The 26,606-nt window shown below is 56.7% G+C and carries 25 protein-coding genes and 1 rRNA gene; 6 read left to right on the top strand and 20 right to left on the bottom strand.

Annotated elements, in window-relative coordinates; translation table 11 throughout:
- The 3 genes from G7Y44_RS02155 to G7Y44_RS02145 form a co-directional block, all read right to left on the bottom strand.
- Positions 1 to 201 (bottom strand): 16S ribosomal RNA (locus G7Y44_RS02155); the annotation flags it as partial.
- 623 nt (positions 202 to 824) lie between these two features.
- The gene (locus G7Y44_RS02150; protein ID WP_165247177.1) at positions 825 to 2,042 is read right to left on the bottom strand and encodes a sensor histidine kinase; all 1,218 of its coding nucleotides are present in this window, start codon (positions 2,040 to 2,042) and stop codon (positions 825 to 827) included.
- Positions 2,039 to 2,824, bottom strand: coding sequence for a response regulator transcription factor (locus G7Y44_RS02145; RefSeq protein WP_241159141.1), 786 nt, complete (start codon positions 2,822 to 2,824; stop codon positions 2,039 to 2,041). Before G7Y44_RS02145 ends, G7Y44_RS02150 begins: the two co-directional genes overlap by 4 nt.
- Positions 2,825 to 3,162: 338 nt before the next feature.
- On the opposite strand from G7Y44_RS02145, the gene G7Y44_RS02140 reads away from it, so the two are divergent.
- On the top strand, positions 3,163 to 3,690 hold the full coding sequence (locus G7Y44_RS02140; RefSeq protein WP_165247175.1) for a metallophosphoesterase family protein: 528 nt from the start codon (positions 3,163 to 3,165) through the stop codon (positions 3,688 to 3,690).
- Between the two features lie 292 nt (positions 3,691 to 3,982).
- A complete protein-coding gene (gene speB, locus G7Y44_RS02135; RefSeq protein WP_165044441.1) occupies positions 3,983 to 4,939 on the top strand; it encodes an agmatinase in 957 nt (318 codons plus the stop codon).
- A gap of 79 nt (positions 4,940 to 5,018) precedes the next feature.
- Here the strand turns inward: speB and G7Y44_RS02130 are convergent, their stop codons facing one another.
- Together G7Y44_RS02130 and G7Y44_RS02125 are read right to left on the bottom strand one after the other, a co-directional pair.
- Positions 5,019 to 5,381, bottom strand: a complete 363-nt coding sequence (locus G7Y44_RS02130; RefSeq protein WP_165247174.1) for an arsenate reductase family protein — start codon at positions 5,379 to 5,381, stop codon at positions 5,019 to 5,021.
- Positions 5,382 to 5,403: 22 nt separating this feature from the next.
- A complete protein-coding gene (locus G7Y44_RS02125) occupies positions 5,404 to 6,279 on the bottom strand; it encodes a DegV family protein (protein WP_165247172.1) in 876 nt (291 codons plus the stop codon).
- Between the two features lie 515 nt (positions 6,280 to 6,794).
- Here G7Y44_RS02125 and G7Y44_RS02120 point away from each other — a divergent pair.
- The 4 genes from G7Y44_RS02120 (at position 6,795) to G7Y44_RS02105 (ending at position 10,122) form a co-directional block, all read left to right on the top strand.
- A complete protein-coding gene (locus tag G7Y44_RS02120; protein ID WP_165247170.1) occupies positions 6,795 to 8,027 on the top strand; it encodes a murein hydrolase activator EnvC family protein in 1,233 nt (410 codons plus the stop codon).
- 206 nt (positions 8,028 to 8,233) lie between these two features.
- Positions 8,234 to 8,560 (top strand): PadR family transcriptional regulator, encoded by a 327-nt coding sequence (locus G7Y44_RS02115; RefSeq protein WP_165044433.1) that lies wholly within the window; start codon positions 8,234 to 8,236, stop codon positions 8,558 to 8,560.
- Entirely contained in the window at positions 8,547 to 9,467 is a 921-nt protein-coding gene (locus G7Y44_RS02110; RefSeq protein ID WP_165247168.1) for a DUF1700 domain-containing protein, read from the top strand. The genes G7Y44_RS02115 and G7Y44_RS02110 overlap by 14 nt, the downstream gene beginning before the upstream one ends.
- Positions 9,460 to 10,122: a hypothetical protein gene (locus G7Y44_RS02105; RefSeq protein ID WP_165247166.1), complete on the top strand. Its 663-nt coding sequence runs from the start codon at positions 9,460 to 9,462 to the stop codon at positions 10,120 to 10,122. Before G7Y44_RS02110 ends, G7Y44_RS02105 begins: the two co-directional genes overlap by 8 nt.
- Positions 10,123 to 10,125: 3 nt before the next feature.
- Here the strand turns inward: G7Y44_RS02105 and priA are convergent, their stop codons facing one another.
- The 15 genes from priA to murD form a co-directional block, all read right to left on the bottom strand.
- The gene (gene priA / locus G7Y44_RS02100) at positions 10,126 to 12,531 is read right to left on the bottom strand and encodes a replication restart helicase PriA (protein ID WP_165247164.1); all 2,406 of its coding nucleotides are present in this window, start codon (positions 12,529 to 12,531) and stop codon (positions 10,126 to 10,128) included.
- A gap of 6 nt (positions 12,532 to 12,537) precedes the next feature.
- Positions 12,538 to 13,071 carry a GNAT family N-acetyltransferase gene (locus tag G7Y44_RS02095; RefSeq protein WP_165247162.1) on the bottom strand — a complete coding sequence of 178 codons (534 nt, stop codon included), beginning with the start codon at positions 13,069 to 13,071 and terminating at the stop codon, positions 12,538 to 12,540.
- A 198-nt stretch (positions 13,072 to 13,269) separates the two neighbouring features.
- Positions 13,270 to 14,139 carry a DivIVA domain-containing protein gene (locus tag G7Y44_RS02090; RefSeq protein WP_165247160.1) on the bottom strand — a complete coding sequence of 290 codons (870 nt, stop codon included), beginning with the start codon at positions 14,137 to 14,139 and terminating at the stop codon, positions 13,270 to 13,272.
- Positions 14,140 to 14,192: 53 nt separating this feature from the next.
- Positions 14,193 to 14,447, bottom strand: a complete 255-nt coding sequence (locus G7Y44_RS02085; protein WP_165247158.1) for a YggT family protein — start codon at positions 14,445 to 14,447, stop codon at positions 14,193 to 14,195.
- Positions 14,441 to 15,289 (bottom strand): pyrroline-5-carboxylate reductase, encoded by an 849-nt coding sequence (gene proC / locus G7Y44_RS02080; RefSeq protein ID WP_165247156.1) that lies wholly within the window; start codon positions 15,287 to 15,289, stop codon positions 14,441 to 14,443. The genes G7Y44_RS02085 and proC overlap by 7 nt, the downstream gene beginning before the upstream one ends.
- Before the next feature lies 1 nt (position 15,290).
- Positions 15,291 to 16,208: a cell division protein SepF gene (locus tag G7Y44_RS02075; RefSeq protein ID WP_165044418.1), complete on the bottom strand. Its 918-nt coding sequence runs from the start codon at positions 16,206 to 16,208 to the stop codon at positions 15,291 to 15,293.
- A gap of 74 nt (positions 16,209 to 16,282) precedes the next feature.
- Entirely contained in the window at positions 16,283 to 16,978 is a 696-nt protein-coding gene (locus G7Y44_RS02070) for a YggS family pyridoxal phosphate-dependent enzyme (RefSeq protein ID WP_165247154.1), read from the bottom strand.
- A gap of 5 nt (positions 16,979 to 16,983) precedes the next feature.
- Complete coding sequence (locus tag G7Y44_RS02065; protein WP_241159140.1) at positions 16,984 to 17,832, bottom strand: polyphenol oxidase family protein; 849 nt, start codon at positions 17,830 to 17,832, stop codon at positions 16,984 to 16,986.
- Positions 17,833 to 17,842: 10 nt separating this feature from the next.
- The gene (ftsZ, locus tag G7Y44_RS02060; protein ID WP_165044413.1) at positions 17,843 to 18,991 is read right to left on the bottom strand and encodes a cell division protein FtsZ; all 1,149 of its coding nucleotides are present in this window, start codon (positions 18,989 to 18,991) and stop codon (positions 17,843 to 17,845) included.
- A gap of 198 nt (positions 18,992 to 19,189) precedes the next feature.
- On the bottom strand, positions 19,190 to 20,305 hold the full coding sequence (locus G7Y44_RS02055) for a cell division protein FtsQ/DivIB (RefSeq protein ID WP_165247152.1): 1,116 nt from the start codon (positions 20,303 to 20,305) through the stop codon (positions 19,190 to 19,192).
- Positions 20,259 to 21,185 carry a UDP-N-acetylmuramate dehydrogenase gene (gene murB / locus G7Y44_RS02050; RefSeq protein ID WP_241159139.1) on the bottom strand — a complete coding sequence of 309 codons (927 nt, stop codon included), beginning with the start codon at positions 21,183 to 21,185 and terminating at the stop codon, positions 20,259 to 20,261. Before murB ends, G7Y44_RS02055 begins: the two co-directional genes overlap by 47 nt.
- A 13-nt stretch (positions 21,186 to 21,198) precedes the next feature.
- Positions 21,199 to 22,620 carry a UDP-N-acetylmuramate--L-alanine ligase gene (gene murC, locus G7Y44_RS02045; protein ID WP_165247150.1) on the bottom strand — a complete coding sequence of 474 codons (1,422 nt, stop codon included), beginning with the start codon at positions 22,618 to 22,620 and terminating at the stop codon, positions 21,199 to 21,201.
- A 56-nt stretch (positions 22,621 to 22,676) separates the two neighbouring features.
- A complete protein-coding gene (murG, locus tag G7Y44_RS02040) occupies positions 22,677 to 23,798 on the bottom strand; it encodes an undecaprenyldiphospho-muramoylpentapeptide beta-N-acetylglucosaminyltransferase (RefSeq protein WP_165247148.1) in 1,122 nt (373 codons plus the stop codon).
- 3 nt (positions 23,799 to 23,801) lie between these two features.
- Positions 23,802 to 25,064 (bottom strand): FtsW/RodA/SpoVE family cell cycle protein, encoded by a 1,263-nt coding sequence (locus tag G7Y44_RS02035; RefSeq protein ID WP_165247146.1) that lies wholly within the window; start codon positions 25,062 to 25,064, stop codon positions 23,802 to 23,804.
- Between the two features lie 7 nt (positions 25,065 to 25,071).
- A complete protein-coding gene (gene murD / locus G7Y44_RS02030; RefSeq protein WP_165247144.1) occupies positions 25,072 to 26,598 on the bottom strand; it encodes a UDP-N-acetylmuramoyl-L-alanine--D-glutamate ligase in 1,527 nt (508 codons plus the stop codon).
- Positions 26,599 to 26,606: the final 8 nt, after the last annotated feature.

Below are 26,606 nucleotides of genomic sequence, written 5' to 3'. Positions count from 1 at the left end.
CATAAAGCATGCGCTTTGCGTGGAGTATCCGGTATTAGCCTCGGTTTCCCGAGGTTGTCCCGAAGCAGAGGGTAGGTTGGCCACGTGTTACTCGCCCGTTCGCCACTCTATCAGCGCTAAAAAGCGCTTTTCCCGTTCGACTTGCATGTGTTAGGCACGCCGCCAGCGTTCATCCTGAGCCAGGATCAAACTCTCCGTTGAAAGAAAACGCATGAGTGTATATATGCTCATGCGCCTGTTCATTTCTTTTCCCACGTACTGTTTGGTTGTATCCTTATAATCATCTGGCGTCCGCAAACGAAGAACTCATTTATCGTCTTCGAAATGTCTGCCTCACAGTATCCGGTTCTCAAGGTCCCCAACCTGCATAAGACCTGCTCTCTTTGGTCTTATCAGGGCTTGTGTTTGCTTTCGAGGTCTCCCCCGAAGCGCAAGGCGGTACTCTACCCCCTTAGCGAGGACAGGTCAAGGGGTTTGAGGGGAAAACGTTGCAAACTTTTTCCGAGCGGCAAACGCTTCCCAAACATTTAAACCCCGCGTTTTTCCAGTTAGTGAACTGATTTTTAATATGTTTGCGCGAATTTTGCGTACACATGTGTTATGAAGAAAACATGAACGAATTCCCGCTTTACGTCTCACACTCATAACGACTATCTTCTTACTTAGTTAGCTCTCAACACTTTCATCGTGGAATTGATTCTCGTGCACCACAAACTCATACGCCACATGTGCGCTCATTGAGCGTAAACGAATGATTGCTAGTTTAACACTTAAACGAATAAATACTTGTTTAAGTAGCATATGTGCAGTTCACAGAGTAGTGTTTAGACAGGAACCACAATGAAAAATGTCGTTGTACCCGCTTCGCTTTGCGCTGAGATGGAGCCACCATGTGCAACGACAATCTCCTTAGCAATGGCAAGCCCCAACCCCGCCCCGCCCTTATTGCTGGAACGTGCAGTATCTTCGCGAAAGAACTTTTCGAAAATGCTTTGAAGATGCACCGGTGATATCTCGCGTCCTTGATCGGTGACCAAAAACGTCGCCTTGTGTTCATCGATACGTACGCGAACATTCACGCACGTATCCACATCGGCGTACGCAACGGCATTCCGCATAACGTTCGACAACGCGCGTGCCATCTTGTCGGGATCGATGAACAGCGTGAAGTCGTCAGGTACGTCAACGTCGATGGTAACATCCTTCGCATTCGCTTCTGGAAACAGCTCGTCAGCAACCTGCTGACACAGAAGCTGGGCCGAGATGCGCTGCCGTTCAACGGGAATCGCCTGCAGGTTGTAACGAGTTATCTCGAAGAATTCATCAATCAAATCGTCAAGGCGCTCCGCCTTTGAAAGTGCGATACCTGCATATTCAGCACGAACGGTGCGAGGAATATCAGGTGACTCCTTCAAGAGCGTCAGATAGCCAAGCACTGAAGTGAGTGGTGTTTTGATGTCGTGAGCCAAGTAGGCAACCAGCTCGTTTTTTCTCGTCTCAGCAGCGCGCGTAACCCGCTCGTCAGCAAGCGAGCGCTCGCGCACTTCCAGCAACTCAGCGCGAACGATGGCTAAGCTATCAGGAAGGATGATTTTTGCCTCGCGATCAGCAAACAGCGCCGTAATCGCACAGGCAAGATCATCGAAGCGCTTTACGGACGAACGCATAACCACCAACGCCATACCCACGCAACCAAGCAGGTAGATTCCCAGAAGAACCACCCATTTTAAGCTGCGCATAGCGTAGTACGGACCGAGATTGCGCACATTGTAGCCACCACCCTCGACAGGAAGGGCCTGTAGCAAATCGCTCTGTCGCGCATCGGCGAACTCGATTTGCAACGCCACATATTCATCTTCGGAATAATACGTCCATGATGATGTCAGATTCGCAATGCGTTCTCCGAGATCATCGAAAACTGTCGTATCGAGAGCAAGCGCAACCGCAGCAAACAACACCGAATACACCGGCAGTGATACGAGTAGCATTCCGAACAGGCGACGCTGCAAAGCTTGTGCCTGCGCGCTGCGCAGGCGGCTCACCGCTTTGTCCCTAAATCGGGCAAGGAGAAACCAGGAGTTGTAGAGCCTGAAACGTGAGGGTTCGAAGCAGAAGAATTCGAAGTTCGGGGCATAATTTTGTACCCCACACCCCACGCCGTTTCCACGAAGCATTCCGACCCGTCAACTTCGGCAAGTTTCTTGCGAATGCGACGCATGTGCACCATAACCGAATTTGCAGACGCGGCCACGTACGGTTCGTTCCATACAGATTCAAACAAATCTTTTGTGGCAACCGGCTTGCCCGCATTGCGAACGAGCGCCGCCAAGATACCGTATTCCTTCGGTGTGAGATGGAGCGGCTCACCATGTAAGAACGCAGTATGTGCACCCAAATCGAGCTCGATACCATGTGCCCGCAGTACGTTATCATCACAGTGCGCCGCATGAGTCGCTCGGCGCAAGCGGGCACGCACGCGGGCGACCAGTTCGCGCGGTTTAAAAGGCTTCGTCACGTAATCATCACCACCGAGCATAAGCCCGACCACCTTGTCAGCTTCCTCATCCTTCGCTGAAAGGAAAATAATAGGAACATCGGAAACTGAACGCAGACGAGTGCACACCTCAAGCCCATCGATGCCGGGCATCATTACGTCAACGATAAGCAGGTCGAACTGCTCAATTGAGAACAGCTCGAGCGCTGTTACACCGCTATAACACGCGCAGGCTCTCATGCCCTCGTTTTCCAATAGCTTAACCACCAGATCGGCAATAGCTATCTCATCATCGACCACCAGAATACGCGCTGCGCTGTTTTCTGCCACCTTCTCCTCCGTTTCAGGCAAGAAGGACTGCTGAATTCATCTGCCGGACGTCGCCGACCACAGCCATACGCCGTGCGTCCTTGTGCGGACGCACGGATCATGTCAGTTTGTTTTCTCGCCACAGCCAGTATACCCAAGCAGTCGCACAGCCCTCAACGCGTCACGAAATGGTAAGGATAATGTAAGAGTCGCTCTCTTTCCCTCATTTTCTCGTTCTCTCGCACTCTCGTTCTCTCTCGCTACTGGCCGCATTCCCCGCCGCTTTCCATAGCGAGCGTACTCCGTTAAGATGATGCGACGAGGTGAATGCGTCACGATTACGAGAAGAGGCGAGGCCGATGACACTGGTGGGAATCATATCCGACACGCATGGACGCTTGGATACAGCCGCCGCAACCGCAATGGCCGCAGCGGATCGCATCATACATGCAGGTGACATTGGTGATCCAAGAATTCTCCACGAGCTCGAAGCGCTGGCACCTACCACAGCGGTGCTCGGCAATAACGATTATGACGAGTACGGGTCACACGTCGGGCCGCGCGCCTGTCCTGTGATCGACGGTGTGCGTTTTTTAGTGGCCCACTATCCACATGACGTACGCATAGGCTTCGGCGGCGCAAAACTGGAACCGGGCGAACCGATTCCCCGCGTGTGCGTGCACGGACACACGCACACCCCCCGCCTAGACACGGGTGCTGCTGCCCGCCCCGCCGATTACATGATCTGCCCTGGGTCGGCATCACGGCCACGCAGCGGCATGAGCCGAAGCGTTGGATTTGTGCACGTACATGACGGACACGTTCTGGGCGTACGCATCGAAACGCTGCGTGGTGCAGTCATCATGCAAACGGGCGAAATGTGGTAGCAACAAACACGAACAAGTACGAAAACGCACCAAGGAAAACGCATAGCGAGATTCGACGTGAAACTCGGCATGTAACCGCGTTACCGCTTCGTGCAGCGGCCGCGTTACCGCTTCGTGCAGCGGCCGCGTTACCGCTTCGTGTATCTACTGCGCAACCATCGCGCTCGACGTAGCTTCCCCGGTGACTTCATCCGACTCATTGGGTACAATTCTGCAACGACGCACACCGGCCGATACGTGGGGAGGCGGCCCTGGGTGCCAGTCATATCGCAAGCGAACCGGAAGGAGTCCAATGCACAACGACCTTCAACCCGCAAGCGCGCTTACCTCGCCACGCTTCTGCAACACCGGCACATTCATGCGCATTCCGCGCATAGCCGACGTCGAAAACCCCGACTTCGCCATTGTGGGTATCCCGTACGACTGCGCCTGTTCATACCGCACGGGCGCGCGATTCGGACCGCAGGCAATCCGTGCCATATCGGCCATGATTAAGCCAGCAAACGCCATCATGGGCGTGAACGTTCTTGAAAACTTGCACGGTGCTGACTACGGAGATGTCGCCATCACACCCGGCTACATCCATCCCACGTACGAAGCGATTGAACGCGAGATCGGCGCGCTCATAGATCGAGACATCTTCCCGCTCGCCCTTGGCGGCGACCACTGCATCACCTTAGGCGAGCTGCGTGCCGTTGCCAAGAAGCACGGCCCGGTGGCACTTGTACACTTCGACTCACACACCGACATCTGCGACGAGGTGTTCGGACAGAAGTACAATCACGGAACACCATTTCGCCGTGCACTGGAAGAAGGACTTATCGACGTGTCGAAATCCATCCAGGTAGGGATGCGTGGTTCGCTGTACTACCCCGACGAGCATGACCTTTCCCGAAAGCTTGGCTTCGACATTATCCCAACTCACGAGATGCGCGAGATCGGATTGAAAGCCGTTATCGAACGTATCATTAAACGCGTGGGCGACTCACCTGTGTTTCTCACCTTCGACATCGACTTCGTTGATCCGGCGTATGCACCGGGCACCGGCACACCTGAAGTGGGCGGCTGGACGTCGTGGGAAGCACTTGCACTCGTGCGTGCGATGCGCGACCTTAATCTCGTAGGCATGGACGTAGTGGAGGTGTTGCCCTCCTTCGACCATGGCGAGATCACCGCATACCTAGCAGCGAACATTGCGTTTGAGGCAATTAGCATTCTGGCGGTGCAGAAGAAGGAAGGACGCCGCTAGCATCTGTTGTGGCGCACTATCGGACGTTGCTTACAACGCCACGATGCGCACCAACGTCGAAAAAGCGCGCCTTGCAGCCTTACAGCAGGGCGCGCTGCCATTCTGCTTCGCGGAACCCCACGAGCACGAAATCGTCACCAACAACAAGCGGGCGCTTCACAAGCATGCCGTTCTCGGCGAGAAGCTCATACGAGCCTGCATCGTCAAGACCTGCATCAAGCAGGGCTTTGATATTTCGCTCGCGGTACAGCATGCCGCTTGTGTTGAAAAAGCGTCTAATGGGCAGTCCGCTGCGCGCATGCCACTGAGCAAGTTCAGCTGCAGTCGGATTGTTGTCAACAATATGCCGATCGACGTAGGCAACACTGTGTGCATCAAGCCACGCTTTCGCCTTCTTGCATGTTGAACACTTCGGATATTCGAGGAATAACACTTCGCCCATATTCGCCCCTTTCTTTCGCTCGCTATTTCCTGGCGCTCGCAAGGAAAAACAGCGCCATGGTTCCTGGGCCGGAATGGGCGCCGATGACTGGGTCGACGTAGTTGATAACCACGTCATGCACGCCAAAGCGCTCTTTTACCTGGTCAGCAACGTATTCAGCATCTTCCAAACAATCGCCATGAGTGATAAACACCATCTGCTCGGATATGGGCGTGATGGCGGTTTTCTCCATATGATCGACCAGCGCATTGAGTGACTTCTTGCGACCACGAACCTTCTCTAGCGGTATGAGATGACCTTCGTCGTCAACATGCATAACGGGCTTGATGTTTAACAACGTGCCCGCCCACGCACTCGTGCGCGACACGCGCCCGCCGCGGAACAGGAACATGAGGTCGTCAACAGTAAACCAATGAGCCAAATGGAGCTTGTTTTGTTCCACCCACTCGTGCACGGCTTCAATGCTTTCACCAGCTCGCGCATGCTGCACCGCATACCACACAAGCAATCCCTGCCCACCTGAAGCCGCCAACGTATCGCACGTGAGCACGGTACGGTCGGGATACTCGGCGGCCAGCTGGTCGCACAGGAGACTGATAGCTTCGTACGTACCCGATAGCCCGCTGGAAAACCCTAGGTACAACACGTCGCGACCCGCCGCAAGCAAGCTACGGATAAGCGTTTCAGATTCTGACAAGTTGGGAAGCGACGTAGTGATCACCTTACCTTCGCGCATCATCGTGTAGAACTGCGCGAGATCGGTACGCTCACCTTTCAAATAGCTATAGCGCTGCTGGCCATCGACAAGGAACGTCAGGGGAAGTATATGGAGTCCAAACTCGTCGATCATGTCCTCAGTCAGATTACAGCACGAATCAGTGACGATCTCGAAGTTCATACGCTTCCTTTCCCTTCAAGTGTTTTTTCATCGCACGGAATGACTCGTCCACATGACGCCACAAGCGCTACTCCGTCTTACACGTATGCGAGACATTTTCCGCAACGGAACCCACCCCGCACACCGCTACACGGAGCAAGCCTTTGCATTGTACGCCTTGCGCCAAAGCATACCCAGAAGCATTTTCTGCCAAATTGACCCGCTTTCGATAGGAAAGGGATATATTGTTTCGTATCTGTCACGCATGCCCTGTTTTCAACCAGTTGCCAAGCGATTACCACTTCGAATATCCAATCGGCAGTCAATCGGAACAGCCGAGAATACGTGAGGTGGCTGAAGTAGCTGAGAACGAACGAGAGTAAACAGAGAGTAGACAGGTTGTTTGGAAACCGTGTAAAGGACGCAAATTTGTTTTCACGGTGTTATCATCTTGACATCGTTCGTCTGAAGCGACTCGTTGTATGCCAGCCGTTTCGGGGCAAACAAGAACCGACAGAATCGGGAGTAAACGCACTATGAACGAAGTCAGTCCAATTGCTGACGGGATTTCCCGTCGCACTTTTCTGAAGGCTTGCGGCATTGCCGGCGGAACCATGTTGTTCCCTTGGCTAGCGTATGCCTCCGAAGCCGAAGAGCTCGAAGCGCAAGCGTCAAGCTTGGAAGAGACAGCAGCTGCCAAGCAGGCTGAGGTCGATGCATTGGCCGCTCGTCTCGATGCCTTGCAAACTCAGCTCAACGAAGCGCTTGAACGCTACACCGCCGCCGACGAGGCCCATACGGCCGCAGTCGAAGCCATGGAGGCTGCGCAGGAGCGCATTAAAGCTGCAGAAGAGCGCTTAGCTGAGCTGCAAGAGCGTTTAGGTAATCGTGCCACTGCAATTTACCGTGAAGGCGAGCCTACTGCGCTGAATGTTATCTTCGGATCGCAGTCGTTCGAAGAGTTCGTAACAAACTGGGACGCTGCACAGCGCATCGCCAAGCAAGATGCCGACTTGGTTCAGGAAACCAAGGACGTGAAGGCCGAAGCCGAGGCTGCGCATGCCGAATACACGAAACAGGAAGCAATCGCCGCCGAAGAGCTGCAAAATGCTCGAATGGCAAAAGAAGAGGTTGAGAAGACGCAAGCATCGCTGCAGGCCGAGTACGACTCCATGAGCAGCGATTTGGCCGCTCTACACAGCGAGATCGAGCAGGTGCGCATGAGCGCCGAAGAAGCTCGTCAGAAGGAAGAAGAAGCCAAGGCACTAGCTCAACAGGCATTGGCTCAACAAATGAGCGGAGGATCATCGGGTGGCGGTGGCGGATCGAGCGCTGCAATCGCGTCTCCGGGCAGCTCGAGCGCTGCATCAAATGTAGGTGGTTGGGTGAACCCTGCCCCCGGCTACGGTGTCACGAGTGGGTTCGGTTGGCGCAGCTTGGGAGACTTCCATTTGGGTGTGGACTTGGGTTGTCCTTCTGGCACCACAATATGCGCTATGGCGGCTGGCCGCGTAACCACTGCAGGCTGGTTTGGTTCGGGCGGTATCGCCGTTACTATCGACCATGGTGGCGGCATCGTGTCATGGTACTTGCACAACACGAGCACGCTCGTGTCCGTTGGGCAGCAGGTATCGGCTGGTCAGCCTATTTCTATCTCTGGCAACACTGGCTACTCTTTCGGGGCGCATCTTCACTTCCAAATTAACCTGAACTCTTCAAACGGCGTCAACGGTAGCGCCGTCGACCCACGAACCTACTTCAGCTGGTAAGCCAATCGGCAACCCGTTGCGCACGTGAACCCGGGAGGAATGCTCCCGGGTTCTTTTTTTGTTGCACGAACAACAGGTGACAACAATTGGTTCGAAAACGGTATGTATTCATTCTTAGTACTTGACATTATATAGTAGCATGTTTAACATGCTAGCTAACAAAGGGAACCACCCTCAAGCTCTTAGCGCATGACGAGAGGAGGCAGATGAACGCGCAATTCAAGAAAGGTGTTCTCGAACTGCTCGTTCTCGAATGCGTACGCGCACGAGACATGTACGGTTACGAGCTTGTCGAAGAGATATCAAGCACCATCGACGTGAAAGAGGGCACGATCTACCCTTTGCTCAAACGCCTTACCAACGAGCGGTATTTCGAAACCTACCTGAGAGAATCAACCGAAGGCCCACCGCGAAAGTACTACCACCTAACAGCAGCGGGAGTGCTGCGAGCCGGCGAGCTACGCCGCGAATGGATGGAATTCCAGCATGGAGTCAGCGAGTTTTTAAAGGAGCACGAACATGCGAAAAACTGAGTTCCTCACCCGTCTTCAAGCAAGCATTGCCGTGCTGGAAGACAATGAGCAGAAAGACATCCTCGACGAGTACTCGCAACATATCGACATGAAGGTAAAAGAAGGCATGAGTGAAGCCGAGGCGATTGATGACTTCGGCCCAATCGATGAGCTGATCGAGGAAATATTGGGAGCTTACCACGTGAAAGCGGCAGCAGCTGACGTGGCAGCCGCTCAAAAGAAGGAGCATGTTACCGAGCAGGCCGCGAGCGCGGTCGCCGATGTGGCAAAAACGGGATATACCGAAGTGAAAGGATCAGTTCACGAGTTTTTCACGAATGCCAAAGAGGTGACAGCAGGTGCTCGCGCGTCGATATCGCGCGCTACGGACACACTTCGCGACAAATGGGAAGTGAGACGCGCTAGCCGCGACACGCAACCGTACCAGTTACAGCAATCGCACCAGCCGCACCGTCCCCATCGGCCCATCGCCTCAAAGGGAGTTCTCGGTCTGTTGAGCGGTGCTGTATCGCTCACATGGCGCGCCTGCAAAACGGCATGCCGCTGGATATGGAATGCCTGCGTAGCAATGACAGCAGCAGCGCTTGCCGCCATGGCGCTTTGTCTGCTGTTTGCGTTCGGATTCTGCCTGGTGTTCCTGCTGCTCGGCTATCCGCTTGCTGGCGTAGTAATCGCATCGCTTGGCGGCATGGTGGCAACGCTGTCACTCACCGGGCTTGTGCTCATGCTTATTCGCAGACACCCCTCTCACACGCTACCCTGCGAGCCACGTGCTTGCGCGCGCATGGAACAGCCCTCAGATGAACCACACCCAACAACCGATGTCGAAAGCGAGTACGATCCAAACACAGCAACTCGGCCCCTCGAAACCCGGCCCTTTGAAAGCGAGGCGATAACTCATGCGTAACAAGCCCCTTGCCATCCTGCTTGCGGGAACTCTTGCCGGCACACTCGTGGGAGCTATCGGCGTGGGTGTGGCGTTTGCCGAATACATGAGCTTCGACGTGGACACAACGTCGATACCAGCTACGGGCGAGCGTATAACGAAAGATCGAACGATCGAACTGAACGAAGACGAAACCGTCCTGATAGCCAATGATTCCGCCGAAATCACCTTCGACGAAAGAATTGCGCCCGGCACGATTATTGTATCAGTGGAATACAACAACGCCGCCGCGTCACCTTCCATCAGCGCGAACAGGTACCCCCGAGAAAAAACAGTGCTGGTAAGCGTTACAACCCTTCGCATCACTGACCCCTTGGATCAAATGATCAAGAACAAGGATTTCGTACTCGATAACCTAAAACGCCACGTACTGGTGATTCCTCAAATTGACGACGAAATAACCGTCACCGTGAAGGCGAACCCTGCCGACAAAAATCGTGTACGATACTATAACGAAATCGATTACAGCACGAACAGCTCATACGACAACGATTACGATTACGGCCACGGCTACGGCAGCCGCACGAATAACCCTGAGGAGTACAACTCAGAAAGCGCAGAAAACTCGGTTAGTCCTGATAGTCCTGACAACTCCGACGACTCCAGCAGCCTCTAAACGTTACAACAAATCGCTCGGGTCGACATCGACCGCGACGTTAATCGCCTTGTACGCCTTACGTGCGCGGAACAACGGCTCGATGACGCGGGAGATGTCGGCTTCGAGCGGACATTTCACCACCACATGCCAGCGATACGAACCGCGCAGCTTCGATAGCAAACAAGGACCTGCTGGCAGCACCATCCAGTTATCTCCCCCGAAATCGCGGACTTGCTGCTCAAGTGCCTCTTGCAGCACTCGTGCCTCGTGTGCCACAGCACTTTCGTCATTGCCCCAAACCAGCACATTTGCCATACGAACGTACGGCGGATACCCAAGCATGCGGCGTTTGGGCAACTCGTTTCTCAAAAACAGTGCTCGGTCGTAGCGAGCAGCGGCGCGCAGGGCCACGTTGTCAGCCTCGTAGGTTTGCACCATCACACGCCCCGGCAAGTTCGCTCGTCCCGCCCGACCGGCAACCTGTTCGATCAGCGCGAACGTACGCTCAGCGGCACGATAGTCGGGCAGATGCAGCTGCGTGTCGGCATTGATGACGCCGACCAGCGTCACGTCGTCGAAATCAAGTCCCTTTGCAATCATCTGCGTCCCCAACAGCACCGCCGCATCCGCTGAGGCGAACTGCTCGAGCAAGCGCTGATGCGCACCTTTCCCTGATGTGGTGTCGGCATCCATACGCACGATGGGCACGCCTGGCCCTACGCCTGGCATAGCATCGAGCAATGCGCGTAGTTCTGCTTCAACCCGTTGGGTTCCTGCGCCAAAACGCTTAAGATACGGACTTGCGCAACGCGGGCACACGGGCGGAGAAGGCACCGTATAACCACAATGATGACAAACGAGCTTGTTTCCTGTCTCATGAAACGTCAGCGATGTTGAACACGACGGACACTCCGGCACAAACCCGCACTCACGACACAGTAAAAACTTCGCGAACCCGCGCTGATTTAACAGCAGCACCGCCTTTCGGCCGCAGACAAGCTCCGCAGCAAGCGCCCGGGTAAGACGACCCGAAAACATAGAGCGCGACCCACTTCCGAACTCCTTCGCCATATCGATGACGTCGATTTCCGGCAGAGGCTTGCCGTTTGCCCGCGCGGGCAAAGAAACACGGTTCCACCCGTCGCACTTCGCGCAGGCATACAGCGTCTCAATGGAAGGAGTCGCCGATCCTAACACCACTACCGCGCCCGCACGTCGAGCCATCCAGCAAGCTACGTCGCGCGCATGGTAGCGAGGCGCACTATCCTGCTTGTACGAGCCTTCATGCTCCTCATCAATGACAATGATGCCAACGTTTCTCAACGGTGCAAATAGCGCGCTGCGGGCACCAACCACCACGCGCGCTTGCCCACTGCGAATGAAATCCCATTGGTCGAAACGCTCGCCTCGACTCATGCGCGAATGCATGACGGCAACCATATCGCCGAAGCGGCCACGGAAGCGAGCAACTGTTTGCGGCGTGAGCGATATCTCGGGAACAAGCACGCATGCCGTGCGCCCGGCAGCAAGCGCAGCCTCGATGGCCTGCAAATATACTTCGGTCTTACCCGACCCGGTAACGCCGTCGACCAGCACCACTTCCCCCCGTGCTCGCTTACGTGCCGCGTCGATCGCTGCAAGAGAAGCAGCCTGACCAGCAGTGAGCGGCGGTTTCGCCGAGGGCGTGAAGGGTACCTCTGGTATGGGTGCTTGCCTACTTGCAGTAACGCCGCGCATGCGCCGACGGCGCTCGATACGCACCACACCCTGCTTCTCGAGAGACTTCAGCGCCGCGGAAACTGCGCCGAACTCGGTAGCCAGCTCGGCCACACGCACATCGCCGCTGCATAAGGCACTTACGATTGCCGCCTGCTTCACCGCATTGCGCTTCGGCTCGAAACCCGTATACGAAGGGCCGGGCAACACCCACCGGTCGTCAACTTCGCCGATAGCGGGCTGCTCAAGCCGCCAGTACGGCCCGTTCTCGCCGCATGTTCGCACCACGCGCGGCACCCCTCCGGGTGGCGCGAACAAACGCGCGCACGCCGCAAGCGGGGCAACGTAGCGATTTGCCATCCAGAAGATACACGCAGCACCTTCTTCATCGAAGTATGGGCGACTTACCGCACGAATAATGGGCTTGAGCTTCACGGGTTTTACGCCGTCGGGAAGTTCACCGTACTCACATTCTTCAATTCGGGCAACAAAACCCACAACCTGCCGACCACCGAACGGAACGAGCACAGCGCATCCCACGCATACATCGAAACTATCGGGAAGCTGCGCGGCATCTTGCTCGTTACCAGCATGTATCGGGGGAAGCGGAGCATAATCTTCGCAGCCGTCGCAGCCGTCGGGCACAAGGTAGGAATAGGCACAGTCGAGCGCCTGCGTGGGAATATCCAGAATGACCGAGGCGATTCTCATACAATCCTACACCATCTTCTCAAACGCGACCCGCTCAGGAGTAGCACCCTCAATATGCGACATATATACGATGCCACAACGATGGTACCCACACCTCTCAAGCAGCCCCAGCATGCGCACATTACCAGGATGTGTGTCGACGCGCACACTTACGCACCCCTGCTCACGAGCAAGTCCTTCGGCGTAGTTCAGCATTGCCTTTGCAATACCCTGTCTCGAAAATGCATGCACCACGGCAAAGCGGTGCACAACAGCATACTGCGGCGCAGACGAGGACGATGAAGTCAGCCACGCACCCTCAATGGCATCGTAGTCCGGCTCGCCTGAAAAGTCGATGACCGCCGTAGCCATGATACGCCCCGATTCCTCATCGATAGCTACATGCGACCTGCGAAGCCGAAGGTCAAGCTCGATCAGCTCGCGTTTGGGGTTACCACCGCTCCACTGGTCGATACCCAGCTTCGCGATGGCTGCGCGTCCGTCTGCAATGACTGCAAGAACACTGTCGAGTTCGCCCTGTTCAGCTTTCCTAAACCGCATCTATCCTTCTTCCCTCATCAACCCTCATCAACGTCGTGCGGGCCATCTCATTCGGATACAATGCCGACTAATTCGCATTCAGCCCTTCCCGGCTACCCGGAAAGCAAAAGCGCCCCGCAGGGAGGCGCTTTGAATTCACCTGAGCGGAGCCGAAACACCCCGCCGTTCTTCCGCGCTCAACCGCGCTTGATTGTGCTTCTAGTCGATTTCGTCGAACTCGAAGTCATCAGCATCGCCGAAGCCCGAGAAGTCCTTCTCGACAACAGATGCAACAGGTGTGGCAGCTGCAGGAATAACACCAGCTGTCGCCTGAGGAACCGTGTAGGCAACGGGTGCGTCAGCAATGGGCGCCTGACCTGTCACCAAAGCAGGCAGCTCGGGTTCTACGTCTGCACGCGCAGGAGTCAAACGAGCGTGAGCGCTTGCAAGCGGGTTGGTTCCGCCGATTTCTGCCAAACGACGCGAAGCATCGGTGATGAAGTCGGTGAGCATATCTTGGTAGTCGCCACGGATTTCCTCACGGCTGTCCTCCAGCTGCGAGATGGCGTCTTGCACCTTCTGGCGCTCGATCTCGGCCTTATCGAGGATACGATCGCGCTCGGCACGGGCGTTCGCCACAATGTCAGCCGCCTCGCCCTTCGCGTTGGCGATGATCTCGTCAGCCGAACGCTGCGCGATGATGAGCGCCTGCGAGATAGCATTGTCATCGGCGCGCTTTTCCGCGAGCTGGCGTTCGAGTTCAGCAATACGAGCGTCCTTTTCGGCTTCACTCTCGCTGACAACAGGAGCAGCCGGCGCAACCTCAACCGCAACAGGAGCAACCTCTTCAACCACTTCGATTTCTTCCTCAAGCGGCTCGATCGTAGCCGGGGTGTCGAAACCATCGAAGCGATTCTCGTCTTCAACGTAGCTGTTCTCAAGCTGATCTTCAAGATGTGCGATCAAACCATTCATCTGATCGATCTCGTCGGCGACGCGCTCAAGAAACACGTCAACTTCGTCGACATCGTAACCCTTGCGATCAATAGAGAAGCTTTGATTGTGAATGTCTTCGGCCGTGATTGCCATCTGATGTTCCCTTTCGTCACGCGCAACACCCCGTGGTTACGCGAATGGCCATGCTAAAGCAGACGAGCGATAAGGCTCGCCCCAAATTGTAATACAAGCAGCGCGATAATGGGGGTAACGTCCACCATACCTCCAATAGGGGGTATCAAACGCTTGAACAGGTTCAAATACGGATCGCACAATTTGCCGAGTGCCGCATATATATCGGCTATTACCCCGCGCGGTGACGGAAACCACGAGAACAGCACGTACACCACAATGGCGAGACTGTAAATCTCGGCGACGGACACAATAAGACCACTTAGCATAATGCAAGCTCCTTCGAACGCGCGACGGCCGCATCCACTCCGGCCTGGTAAGCTGTAGCAATGTTTTCCCTGTTCATAGCATCGAGTGCAGCTAACGTCGTACCGCCGGGACTACATACCGCAATTCTTGTCTGTTCGGCGGTTTGCCCCCGCTCGTTCATGAGTTGCGCCGTCCCCAGCACCGTTTGCAAAAACAACACCTCGGAAAATGCTGGATCAAGACCGTGCTTTTCTCCTGCATCGCGCACCATCTCGATCATGGAAGCAACATAGGCCGGACCTGACCCGCTAATAGCACCGATAGCGTCCATCGATTTTTCGGGAACCACAAACGCACGGCCTAAACACTCGAACAGCTGCTGAACAAGCTGCACGTCGTCATCGCTGCATTGCGAACCACCACATACGCCGCTTGCCCCCTGCCCCACCATGAGTGGAGTATTGGGCATAACACGTACTAAGCGCGCATCATGCGGCAACCTCGTTTCCAGGCGCTCAGTCGAAAGACCTGCAGCAATACTCACGAACAAAGGACCTTGCGCACCACCGGCATAGCGATCCTCGCTGCAGATCTCATCAAGCACGCTCATCATCACCTGAGGCTTCACTGCAAGAACAACCATATCGGGTACAAAAGGCACCTGTGAAGCCGCCTCCACGCACGAAACGCCGTAGTGCTCGGACAAATATGCACGCCGTTCATTCCCCGGATCGGCGATACTAAACGACTCCGGAACAAGATGAGCGGCCGCATCTTGAGTGCTAGCAATCCAGCCACCGAAGATGGCTTCCCCCATCTTGCCACCGCCGATAACGGCAATCCGGCGCGGCACGCGCGCCATGCTAGATCACCCCTTGGTTGCGTAGGTCGGTCCGCTCGCTTTCCGACAGCGCCGCGCCCTTCGTAAGCGCAAACACTTTATCGGCAATGCAATCAACGCTCGCATCGAGCGCACTCGCGACGCCAAACGAGAAATCCAGCAGCCGCTTCACCAGCGGTTCGGGAGTGTTACGCAACGCCAACACCACCGCATCGCCCGCTTTCAGGCTCTTCGCCACACGTTCAGCCTCGCCGTAACTCATGGGCTTGATTACCGTCACCGAACGCGTGGGAACGTGACGTGCAGCACCCGATCCCGAATACGCCTCGTACGGATCGAAGCCGCGCGAGCTACGCTTTTCCGACGTCGAAGGTGTAGGTGCAGCCGCTGACGCGGATGCCGCGGCAGCTTCCGCCGTTGAAGCGAACAAGTTATCAAGGCTCTCCGAACGCTCCCTGCCCGCCATAGCCTTGGCTGATATCGCCTGCGCTTCTGCAATGGAGTCGGCCGTTGAGGGCAGCGTACCGTCAATCACCGTGCGATTGCCGCGAAACGCCCCGATACGAGTGGCTGCCGGAGAGGTTACGTGGCGCGGCGGCAACGGATCGCGATTCAGGGAATCGGGAACTTGCGTACGTGCACGCACGTCGTCAATAGATACCAAACGCGGACGCGATCCCGAACGTGAGTACGCCGAAGCTGACCGCGTGCTCACCGTGTGATGAGGCTCATAGCGGGACGCCGCATCGTCAGCGGGCTGACCATAGCCACCGTCGCCGTATTCGCCGTAATCATCGTAGTCAGCACCGTAATCATTGTAGTCGTCGTAATCGTCATCGTAGTAGCCATCATCGTAGGATTGACGAGACGAAAAACCGAACTTGGCCTTGATGCCGTCCAGCATACCGCCGTCCGACAGTGACATCTTTGGCAGATCCATGATAAACCTTCGCTTCGTTCGAATCGATGCGCACGGTGCGCGGAAAAGCCCATCGCGCGCAGACGGAAACGCTGCTACACGACGTCGAACTCGTCGCTGAACAGCGCACGACCAATGCGAACAATGGTAGCGCCCGCTGCAACAGCTTCGCGCCAATCTTCGCTCATGCCCATAGAAAGATCATTGAACGCTTGGAAATCGGGGCCGGTGAGCTGCGATCGGATTGTTTGATGCAAGCTCGCTAGACCATCGAAGGTCTGGCGAGCCACCGAAGCGTCACCTTGCGGAGCCATGGTCATGAGTCCCCGCACACGCACGCATGGCAGCTGCGTGCAAAGGGCGACCATATCGAAGACGTCATCGGGCGCAAGCCCGCCCTTACTTTCCTCCCCCGAAACGTTTACTTCGATAAGCACATCCTGCACCTTGCCCAACGACGCCGCCGCATCATTGATCTTGCGCGCATGGCTCTCATCGTCAAGCGAATGAATGAGCGAGGCACACCGCACAATATCAGGGATGCGTCGCGACTGAATATTCCCAATAAAATGCCAGGTTTCGTTGGGAAAGACATCGTGTTTCGCCATGATGGCGTCGGGGCGATTTTCTCCGAAGTCATGCGCACCAGCCCGCACCGCCAAAGCGACATCATCGGGACCAACCGTCTTCGATACCGCCAACACCCGCACCTCCGATGCGTCACGACCAACCGCCGCACAGCATGCAGCAACCTCGGCGAGCGTCGAGTTGTATCGCTGGGCAAACCCCATACTAATCAGTCCTCCTTGAATGCAATGGCACCGTGACGACCACAAACACCGCCCTCGGCGCGATAGGAATAATACTCATCCGACCGGCACACCGTACATACCCGGGCATGAGCGATACGATCCAGTGACACGCCAGCCTCGCCCAAATTGATCGCAAGTGCGCGGTTAAGATCGACGTTACGCTCGCCCACAAGGCACGCTTCGCCGTAGCGCTCGCGAAAACGAGCTCGCACATCATCGCCTGTCTCGAAGCATTCCGCGCCGATATGTGGCCCAATGTAGGCATTATAACGAGAAGGGTCAGTGCATCCCCCCTGCCGCTCACAGGCGTGAACGAGCTGCTGCACCGCACATGCCGCCACACCGGCAAGCGCGCCGCGCCACCCGGCATGGGCAACTACGAATGCCCCCGATGGTGACACCACAATAACCGGCACACAATCGGCGAAACACAGAAGTGCTGCTGTTCGCGGTACGGCGACCACAATTGCATCGGCTCCCTCCTGCGCCTCATCCGTCGCACGATCAAATGCAGCGGCGCTTGGGTTGTCAACAACCACCACTGTGGTGCCGTGTACCTGATTGGGCATAATCAGACGCACATCGGCCGCACCAAGTGCCTCAAGCAGCACTGCACGGTTTTCTTGCACTGCCTGCGGATTGTCACCAACGTGCGATCCCAGGTTGAGCGAACGATACGGGCTTTCGCTTACCCCGCCATCGCGACTAGAAAACGCGATGCGCACTCCACATGTATCGAACAGTGCATCATCGGTCAGCACGCATAAGGAACGCGCGCCGAAATGGCGCGCGTTCAAATGCGGTTGCGGAAGCGCATCCAGCATGCGACCCATCAACGGCTCGCTAGCGCTGACGCTTCAGAAAGTCGGGAATGTAGTCCTCATCAGCAAAACGACCAGCAGGGGACGGAGCAGGGGAAGCATAGGTAACCGGCACCGAGGGAACCGCAGCGGAAGCTGCCGCTGCGGACGTAGCTGCTGTAGAAGCAAACAGGTCCTTGCGCTGCGAGGCAAAGTCTATGGAAGACTGACGCGGCTGCGAAGACTGAAAGCCAGTTGCGATGACGGTGATACGAACAGCATCACCCATACCCTCATCAATAATCTGGCCATAAATGATGTTGGCATTCTCATCGGCGCACGCTTCCACCGTACGCGCAGCAGCGTCGACCTCGGTCAGCGTAAGATCGGGGCTACCGGCGATGGAGAACAACACACGCGAAGCACCCGCAATGGAAGCCTCGAGCAGGTTCGAGTTCGTCGCCTGCTGAGCAGCCTCAAGCGCTCGGTTTTCGCCAGAAGCAATGCCGATGCCCATCATGGCTGTGCCGGCATCCTTCATAACGGTGCGAATATCGGCGAAGTCGAGATTGATAAGACCGGGAATGGTGATGAGATCGGTAACGCCCTGAATACCCTGGCGAAGCGTGTCGTCGGCAATACGGAATGCATCGAGCATGCTCGTCTTCTTGTCGACGATCTCAAGCAAACGATCGTTCGGGATGACGATGAGCGTGTCAACCTTCTGGCTGAGTAACGCCACACCCTGCTCAGCCTGGTTGCGGCGGGTGCGTCCCTCGAACGAGAACGGTTTGGTGACCACACCAACCGTCAACGCGCCAATTTCTTCACGCGCAATCTCAGCGATAATGGGTGCTGCGCCCGTACCCGTGCCGCCACCTTCACCGGCGGTGACAAACACCATGTCGGCCTCGGCGAGCGCTTCGCGGATGTCCGCGCGACTTTCCTCAGCTGCCTGGCACCCAACCTCGGGGTTCGCGCCAGCTCCCAGCCCGCGCGTGAGTTCTTCGCCGATATGGATGGTCTTGTCGGCATCCGACATGAGCAGAGCCTGGCGGTCGGTGTTCACGGCAATGAACTCGACGCCTTTCACGCCCGCTTCCACCATGCGGTTCACGGCGTTGGTGCCACCGCCACCGACACCTACAACCTTGATAACCGCCAAATGCTCGGAACCTATTCTATTGGACATCGTATCCTCCACATGCTGCATTCGAGTCTGCTGCGTCTCAGTTCTCCGTTTCCCAGGCACACCTGCGCGCGCCTACGTGCGGTTATTGTACACGATGCGTTCCCATTTGCAAAACAAGTGCAGGTGAGTGAACGTATACCCATCACATTTCGCGCGCGCACAGGCATACACAGGCATACAGACACACATGCCACAAGTCTACAGCGCGCGCCACGTGGGCGACTTCGGGTCGGATACGTTGATGTAAGCAAGCGATCCTTCGTATTCCTCCATGATTTTTAAACACACCCGCTCCTTGTCGCGAATGTTATCTGAGGAACCAAATACAATCTCGATGCCGTTGTCGAGCGTGATGGTAGTAGACTCCGTTTCCGTTGCAGCAACCGACTTCACCTGGTCAGATAAGTCGGTGGTAAGTCCCACCACTACTTCGAGGGCGTTCGTCACGTTCGGATCGTTGCAGTAGGTTCCCATCTCGGGTTTGGTGCTATATGGCACATCGGTGATAACCAGCGCGGCGGCTATGTCGTCGTAGATCTGCTGACTAGTCTTTCTACCCGCTTCGGAATCCTGATCAGGAATGGGCATAAGCCACATGCCGTCCGACGCGATAGCCCACCGCTTCACCTCCGAGCCATCTTCTGAGGGAACCTCCACCACAGCACGAATAACGCGCTCGGTAACCTCTACCTTCAATGTGTGAGGAAAGGCCGCACTTACCTTCGCCTTTTCAATCCAGGCATCTTTGAGGAGCCGATCCTCAATGCCTTTCTTGTCCACCTGCAAAAGCGTGGCGCCTTCGGGTACGGCAATAAGTGCCATCATTTCCTCAGACGTAAGGTGTTCGACACCCGTCACCGAAACGTCCTCAATTTCAAACACATTCGAGGCGCGCAGCACCAAAAATGAAACCACCAGTACCGCTACCACAACGCCCACTGCAATAAAAACGGGCATTACATTGAACGAGCGCGCAGAAGGCTTCGCACTTCCCATGCGGCGGTTCCGAGAAGCGCGCGCGTCGCCCACGCGAACCGACCGCAAATGTACGCCGTCACGTGAAGCGCCCGGATATGAACCACTCAGGTTTGCGCGCGGCACAGGGTTCGAGCGAGGCACGGGATTTGCGCGCGGCACAGGGTTCGAGCGCGGCGCGGGATTTGCACGAGACGCACGGAAAGACCCTTGCGCAGCATTGCGTTGGGAACGCGCATCCGTTCGGGCAGCCGGAGCCGCACGGTAGCCGCCCGCAGCGCGGCCGCGGGGCTTACGCGAACCCGAGGAAGCGGACTTCCGGTTGTAATTCGATGCCATGCGCTTTATACACCTTCGCCTGAATCAATCTCATCAACTCCACGACGTCGCGCGCCGTCGCATCGCCCGCATTCACGATGAAATTCGCATGAACGTCGGACACCTGTGCACCCCCAATGCGAAACCCTTTCAGCCCCAATCCTTCGATGAGCGCACCAGCAGATGCGCCCTTCGGGTTGCGGAACACACTTCCACATGAGGGTTGCCCCAACGGCTGCGTGACTTTTCGCCGCGCGAGCGACGCCTCCATCTTACCGCGGATGAAGAACGGGTCGGCCGGCTCTACGGAAAGTTCGCATTCGACGATGATTTCATCGTCAGGCAGTGATGAGGTGCGATACCCCCAGCCAAGATCGGCGGCCTCATAGCGAACGAGCTGACCCGCACGCGAAAGTACAGTGACGGATACCACCCGCGAGCCGATCCAGTCCTCATCGGACCCCGCATTCATGCGAATGGCGCCACCCACCGATCCCGGTGTTCCCACCGCAAACTCCAGACCGGCAACCGAGTGACGAAACGCACTTTGAACGAGCTTTGACAGCGGCACGCCAGCGCCAACGAAGAAGCGCTTGAGCTTCTCGTCGTAGCGACACGTCTGAAAGTCGCGGCCGAGCGTGACAACCACACCTGGAAACCCCTTATCGGAGACGAGCAGATTCGACCCGCGTCCAATGACCACACACGGCGTACCCTCACGTTCGCACACATCAAACAGGCGCTTGAGCGACCCAAGCGAAGCAACCTGCACGAAATATCGAACCGGCCCTCCGATGTGGTACGTGGTGTGTCGGGCCATATACTCACCCGGAAAAAGCTCGCCGTCAAACGAGCCATCAACCAGCAACGCATCCAAAGGCGATGAAGCATGGCGTGGCATCAGGTGCAACCCTTTACTCCACACCAACTGCGGCCTCGCGTTGCCGCAGTGCCTCAACAATCATCGGGCCAAACGCAGTTACGTCGCCGGCACCCATCGTGATAACCAAATCGCCCGCCGACACACGATTTAGCACGGTAGGCACCACATCGTCGCGGTTGGGCACGAACTCAGCATCGGGATGCCCCTCATGATCGAGCACCACCTGCAAGAATGTTTGACCGGTCACCCCGGGAACAGGAGCTTCGCCTGCCGGAAACACGTCAGTGAACAACAGATCGTCCGCTGCGTCAAACGCGCGGGAGAACTCGTCACGCAACACCTCAGCAAACAGCTTTACCCTCGAGTAGCGATGCGGCTGAAACACCACGTGTACACGCTTGAAATCGAGTGCAGCGGCAGCTTGGATAGTAGCCGCAATCTCGGTGGGATGATGCGCGTAGTCATCAACCACCGTCACCCCATCGGCCTTGCCGACAAGATCAAACCTGCGACGCACGCCCGCGAACTCGGCGACACGAGCCGCTGCGCACTGCGCATCGAATCCCAGCGCCCACAAAAGCGCGATGACGCCGGCGGCATTGAGCACATTATGCACGCCAGGATTCTGCCGCACGCCGCCTTCGACGCGTGTCCCATCAGGCAATTCAAGAGCGAATAGGCTCCCCACCCCATCGGGGCGGTAGTCGACAATACGAACGTCGCACGTCTCATCAAAGCCGTACGTATATGTTGCGCGACCGGATTGGCGCGCCAAGCGCGCGAGTGGTTTGTCATCGCCGCACGCAACAATAAGGCCGCCACATTCAGGAACCGAGCGCATGAACGCATCGAATTTCTCATAGATCTCGTCAAGGTCGCGGTAATGGTCGAGATGATCGGCCTCAATGTTCGTAACCAATACGGCTTGCGGCGACAGATGCGAAAACGACTTGTCGCTTTCGTCAGCTTCAACAACGTAATGCTCACCACCGCCGGAATGGGCATTGGTGCCGTAGGCACGCACAATACCTCCAATAAGGAAGGTCGGGTCAGTCCCAAGCCCGTCAAGGGCGCTGGCCAGCATGCTCGAGGTGGTCGTTTTGCCATGCGTGCCCGTAACCGCCAAAGTTTTCAGCTCGCGCCCCAGGTAGGCAAGCATCTGGGCACGATGCCAAATGAGAAGACCACGACGGGAAGCGGCAACGTATTCGGGGTTATCCTTGGAGATAGCGGTCGACACAACAACGACAACATTGCCCGCAGGCACATTCTCTTCATTATGGCCGATATGAACCGTAATACCCGCTTCACGCAGCTGACTTGTGTATCGGCTGTCCTTCAAGTCAGATCCGGAAACCTTCATGCCCTGATCGGCGGCAACGCGCGCGATACCACTCATGCCCACGCCGCCAATACCGATGAAGTGAACCTGCTCGATGGTGCCCTCTACCATGTACGGACCTTTCATATATGTCTCTCTTCTCGCAAACAGAGCCGAATTGTACCTCATTAACGGCACACGCGGGAATTATCGCGTGCAGCCTCCATTACCGCATCGGCCACCAACCCTGCAGCATCCTGGGTCTTTTGAGCGCGGGCGGCCTCACGCATGCGCTCACGCAACGATGCGTCGTCCAACAACGCACACAGCTGATCGCGAAACACCGACCCTTCGACTTGATCGTCAGACACCATGAACGCAGCACCTGCATCAACACACGATTGCGCGTTGACTGTCTGATGGTCGGCCGTGGCGTACGGGAAGGGAACCAGCAGCGCAGGCAGCGCACGCGCCGACACCTCGGCCAGCGTGGACGCGCCGGCGCGCGATACAATCACATCAGCTGCTGCCATACACTGCCCCATGCGATCGGTGTAGTCGACAATCTGCCAGCGGCGCGCTTCATCAGGCGTAAGCGCAAGCTCGGCACGCGTGCGCTCGAAGTCTCGCTTGCCCGCAACGTGGATGACCTGCACGTTAGAACGAGCGAGCAACTCGTCTTTCATGCCGATGACGGCTTGATTCAGATGACGCGCGCCCAAGCTGCCGCCCGTAACCAACAAAAGCAGCGCATCGGGGGCTACGCCCAACTGCTCACGGCTTTCGGCACGAGTGGCGGCGAACACGCTTGCGCGCACCGGGTTGCCCGTCACACTCACCACACCTTCTGGCAACGATTCCAAACCTTTAGCCGCGTGCTCATACGTGAGACACACGCGCGCGGCACGGCGGGCTAAATAGGCGTTCGCCATACCCATGACGGAGTTTTGCTCATGTACGACCACAGGCACGCCCCGCTTGCATGCAGCGCGGCCCACCGGTATGCACACGTAACCGCCAAAGCACACCACCGCATCGGGCTTCACCTCGGAAAACCACGCCGCTGCCTGCCGCGAACTCGCAAGTAGCTTCGCTACCGAAGCGGGAAGAGTCCATGGTCGACTGCGATCAAAGCCCGACGCTTCAAACCCGGTAAACGGGATGTCGGCCTGCTGCACGAGCCGTGCCTCAACGCCCGTCGGCGTGCCCGCATAGAGCACCTCGCAGCCGCGCTGTCTCAGCGTATCGGCCACAGCGAGCGCCGGATTGATGTGACCAGCAGTACCACCGCCCGACAACACAATACGCATGCGCTACCTCCTGCCCTTTCCTCGCATTGAACGCGATTCCGACCGCCGCGAACGCATACGCTGTGCCGAGTCGCTATCAGGCACCGCCCGAACAACGCGCAGATTCGCGCGACGGCGCTCATATACATCGGATGTGCCCGCGCCTTCAGACACCGCAAGCACGAGCCCAACCATGATCAAGCTCGCAATAAGCGACGAACCACCTGAAGACACGAACGGCAACGGCTTGCCCGTAGTCGGCAGTATGCCAATCACGCAGCTGATATTCAGAAACGCCTGAAAGACGATCATCGACGTCAAGCTGCCCGCCAGCATAGTTCCGAACGAATCGCTCGACTGGCGTGCAATAGCAATGCCTGCGAAGAGCATTCCCACGAACAACCCAATGATCACAATGCCACCAAGCATGCCCAGTTCCTCAACGACAATGGCGAAAATGAAGTCGGTTTCCGACTCAGGCAGAAACGAGTACTTCCCGCGCGAGTTTCCCAACCCTACGCCGAATAGCCCTCCATCGGCAAGCGAGCAGTACGACCGAATGATCTGCAGTCCCTTGCCGTAGCCATCCTCGCCGTCATCCCACGGGTGAAGGTAGACCATGCGATCGGAGCGATACCCCGTACCAAAAATGGCGATAATCACGAACACTACCAACGCCCCGCAGATGATGGCAATCCACTTCTTCGGAACTTCACCAAGCCACATGACCGCCAAAATACCAACGGCAATGATTGCCGTCGTACCCAAGTCAGACTGCGTTTTGTACAAAAACAGCAGCGGTATGAGCACGAGTACACCCACGCGCACCAAGAAATCGCGCCCGCTGCTTTGACCTTCACGCAGCAGTGCGAACTGGTGTACCGTCATCATCACGAGCGCAATTTTGGCAAACTCCGAAGGTTGCAAGCTAATGGGGCCGAGCACAAGCCACCGTTGCGCCCCTAAGCCAACAATGCCCATCACCGACGTAAGCACAAGCATGACAATTGCTGCAGCCCACACGCCCCACAACAGCGGACCACGCCATGCAGCGTACGGGATAACCTTCCACACGACCACACCGCAAACGATGCCGATACATCCATAAGCGGCATGTTTTATGAGATACGATTCGGGACTTGCCCCCTCGGAGAGCGCCTCAATCGAACCAGCGGAGTACACCATCACCGTACCCATGAGCACCAGCGCGAGCGTAATGATGAGCAGCGCGATGCGCGCGCCTTGGGGTGAGCCCAAAAGCCCAGTGTTGTTATGAGGGTCAGACATGGAAATCCTACGCCTCGCCGCGCGTAGCCACAAGCGCCTTAAACACACGGCCACGCTCTTCAAAGCTCGAGAACTCGTCAAACGATGCACACGCTGGCGACAGCAAGATCACGTCGCCTTCGCGCGCAATGGCGACAAGTGCGTCGAAAGCCTGCTCCATATGTTCGGCGGAAAGCAACGAAAAATCGGCTGGAGCTGCCACACTCGCATCTTCGAACGCCTGACGGAAACGTTTACCTGCATCGCCGTAGCACACGACGCCACGCGCATGTGCGTGCGCTGCCGCAACAAGCGGACCTAAATCGGTACCCTTGTCATCGCCACCGAGCATGACCAGCGGACGAGTCTCAGGAAACGACTCGAGCGCCTTGAGTGTTGCGTCAACATTGGTCGCCTTTGAATCGTTGTAACACACTGCTCCCCGCACCGATCCGCAGGGTTCAATGCGGTGCTCAAGCGGCGCAAACGTGCGCAACCCTTGCGCGATAGCATCATCGTCAACACCCAGCGACACAGCCACCACGCCTGCAGCCAACGCGTTGCTTACGTTGTGTGCGCCCTTGATGAGCAGATCGGAGACGCCAAGCAGCTTATGTTCTTCCCCATGAAGCGCAACGGTCACTATGCCGGCATCCGACAAAAATGCGGCGTTACGACTACCGCAACGCGTGCGCATGTCGCCACCAATGCCGTCGGCTGTGCCTAGTGGCACGTAGTCGATAGCGCGCGGGTGCCCTTCGGCGGCATGCAGCTCACGCACCTTCTCGCGCACCACGTCGTTGGTAGCATCAAGCGCAACGACCGAACCCGGCACGCTTGCCAGATTATCGAGAAGCTTTAGCTTTGCATCGCGGTATGCCTCAAACGACCGGTGCCAGCGCAAATGATCGGGTGTGATGTTTAAGATAACCGCCGCATTAGGAGCAAAGGCACACAAGCTCGCAAGCTGATACGATGACATTTCTGCAACGTAGACCTCGGCACCACCAGCGGCGAGCGCGCCGATACACGTATCGCCGATATTGCCCACCGCCATCGCATGAAACCCTGCGGTCTTTAGCACGTGAGTAATCAGCGAAGTGACGGTGGTCTTGCCGTTCGTACCGGTAACGGCTACCCAACGAGACGAAGCTGCACTCTCGCGCCACGCGAACTCAACCTCGCTGATCACCTCGACTGACAAGCGCGACGCCGACTGATACAAGTAGCTGAACTGTGATATCCCTGGACTCGCGATACAAACGTCGAACACAGGCGCGCGATCAGATACCTCCTCACGCGCACCACGCATCGCAGCAAGCGCGACCGGACCGTCGTCACCAAAAGCAATAAGTGCACCCCGCTCGCGCGCAGCCTCAGCAAACGCACGGGATGACTCGTTCTCTTCGCCCGCCGCAATTGCCACACATCCAATACGCGTGCCCAAAAGCCCCAGACAGTATTCAACAGCCGCGCGGCCACTCTTTCCTAATCCAAGCACCAAAACACAATCGATACGCTCGGGCGCACGCTTGCGCCCCTCTAGCATATGCATAGCGAACC

This window comes from Adlercreutzia sp. ZJ141 (assembly GCF_011038965.1).
Classification (GTDB): Bacteria; Actinomycetota; Coriobacteriia; order Coriobacteriales; family Eggerthellaceae; genus ZJ141.
Note: the sequence above shows the minus strand (reverse complement) of the source record. Positions and strands in the feature narration are given on the sequence as shown.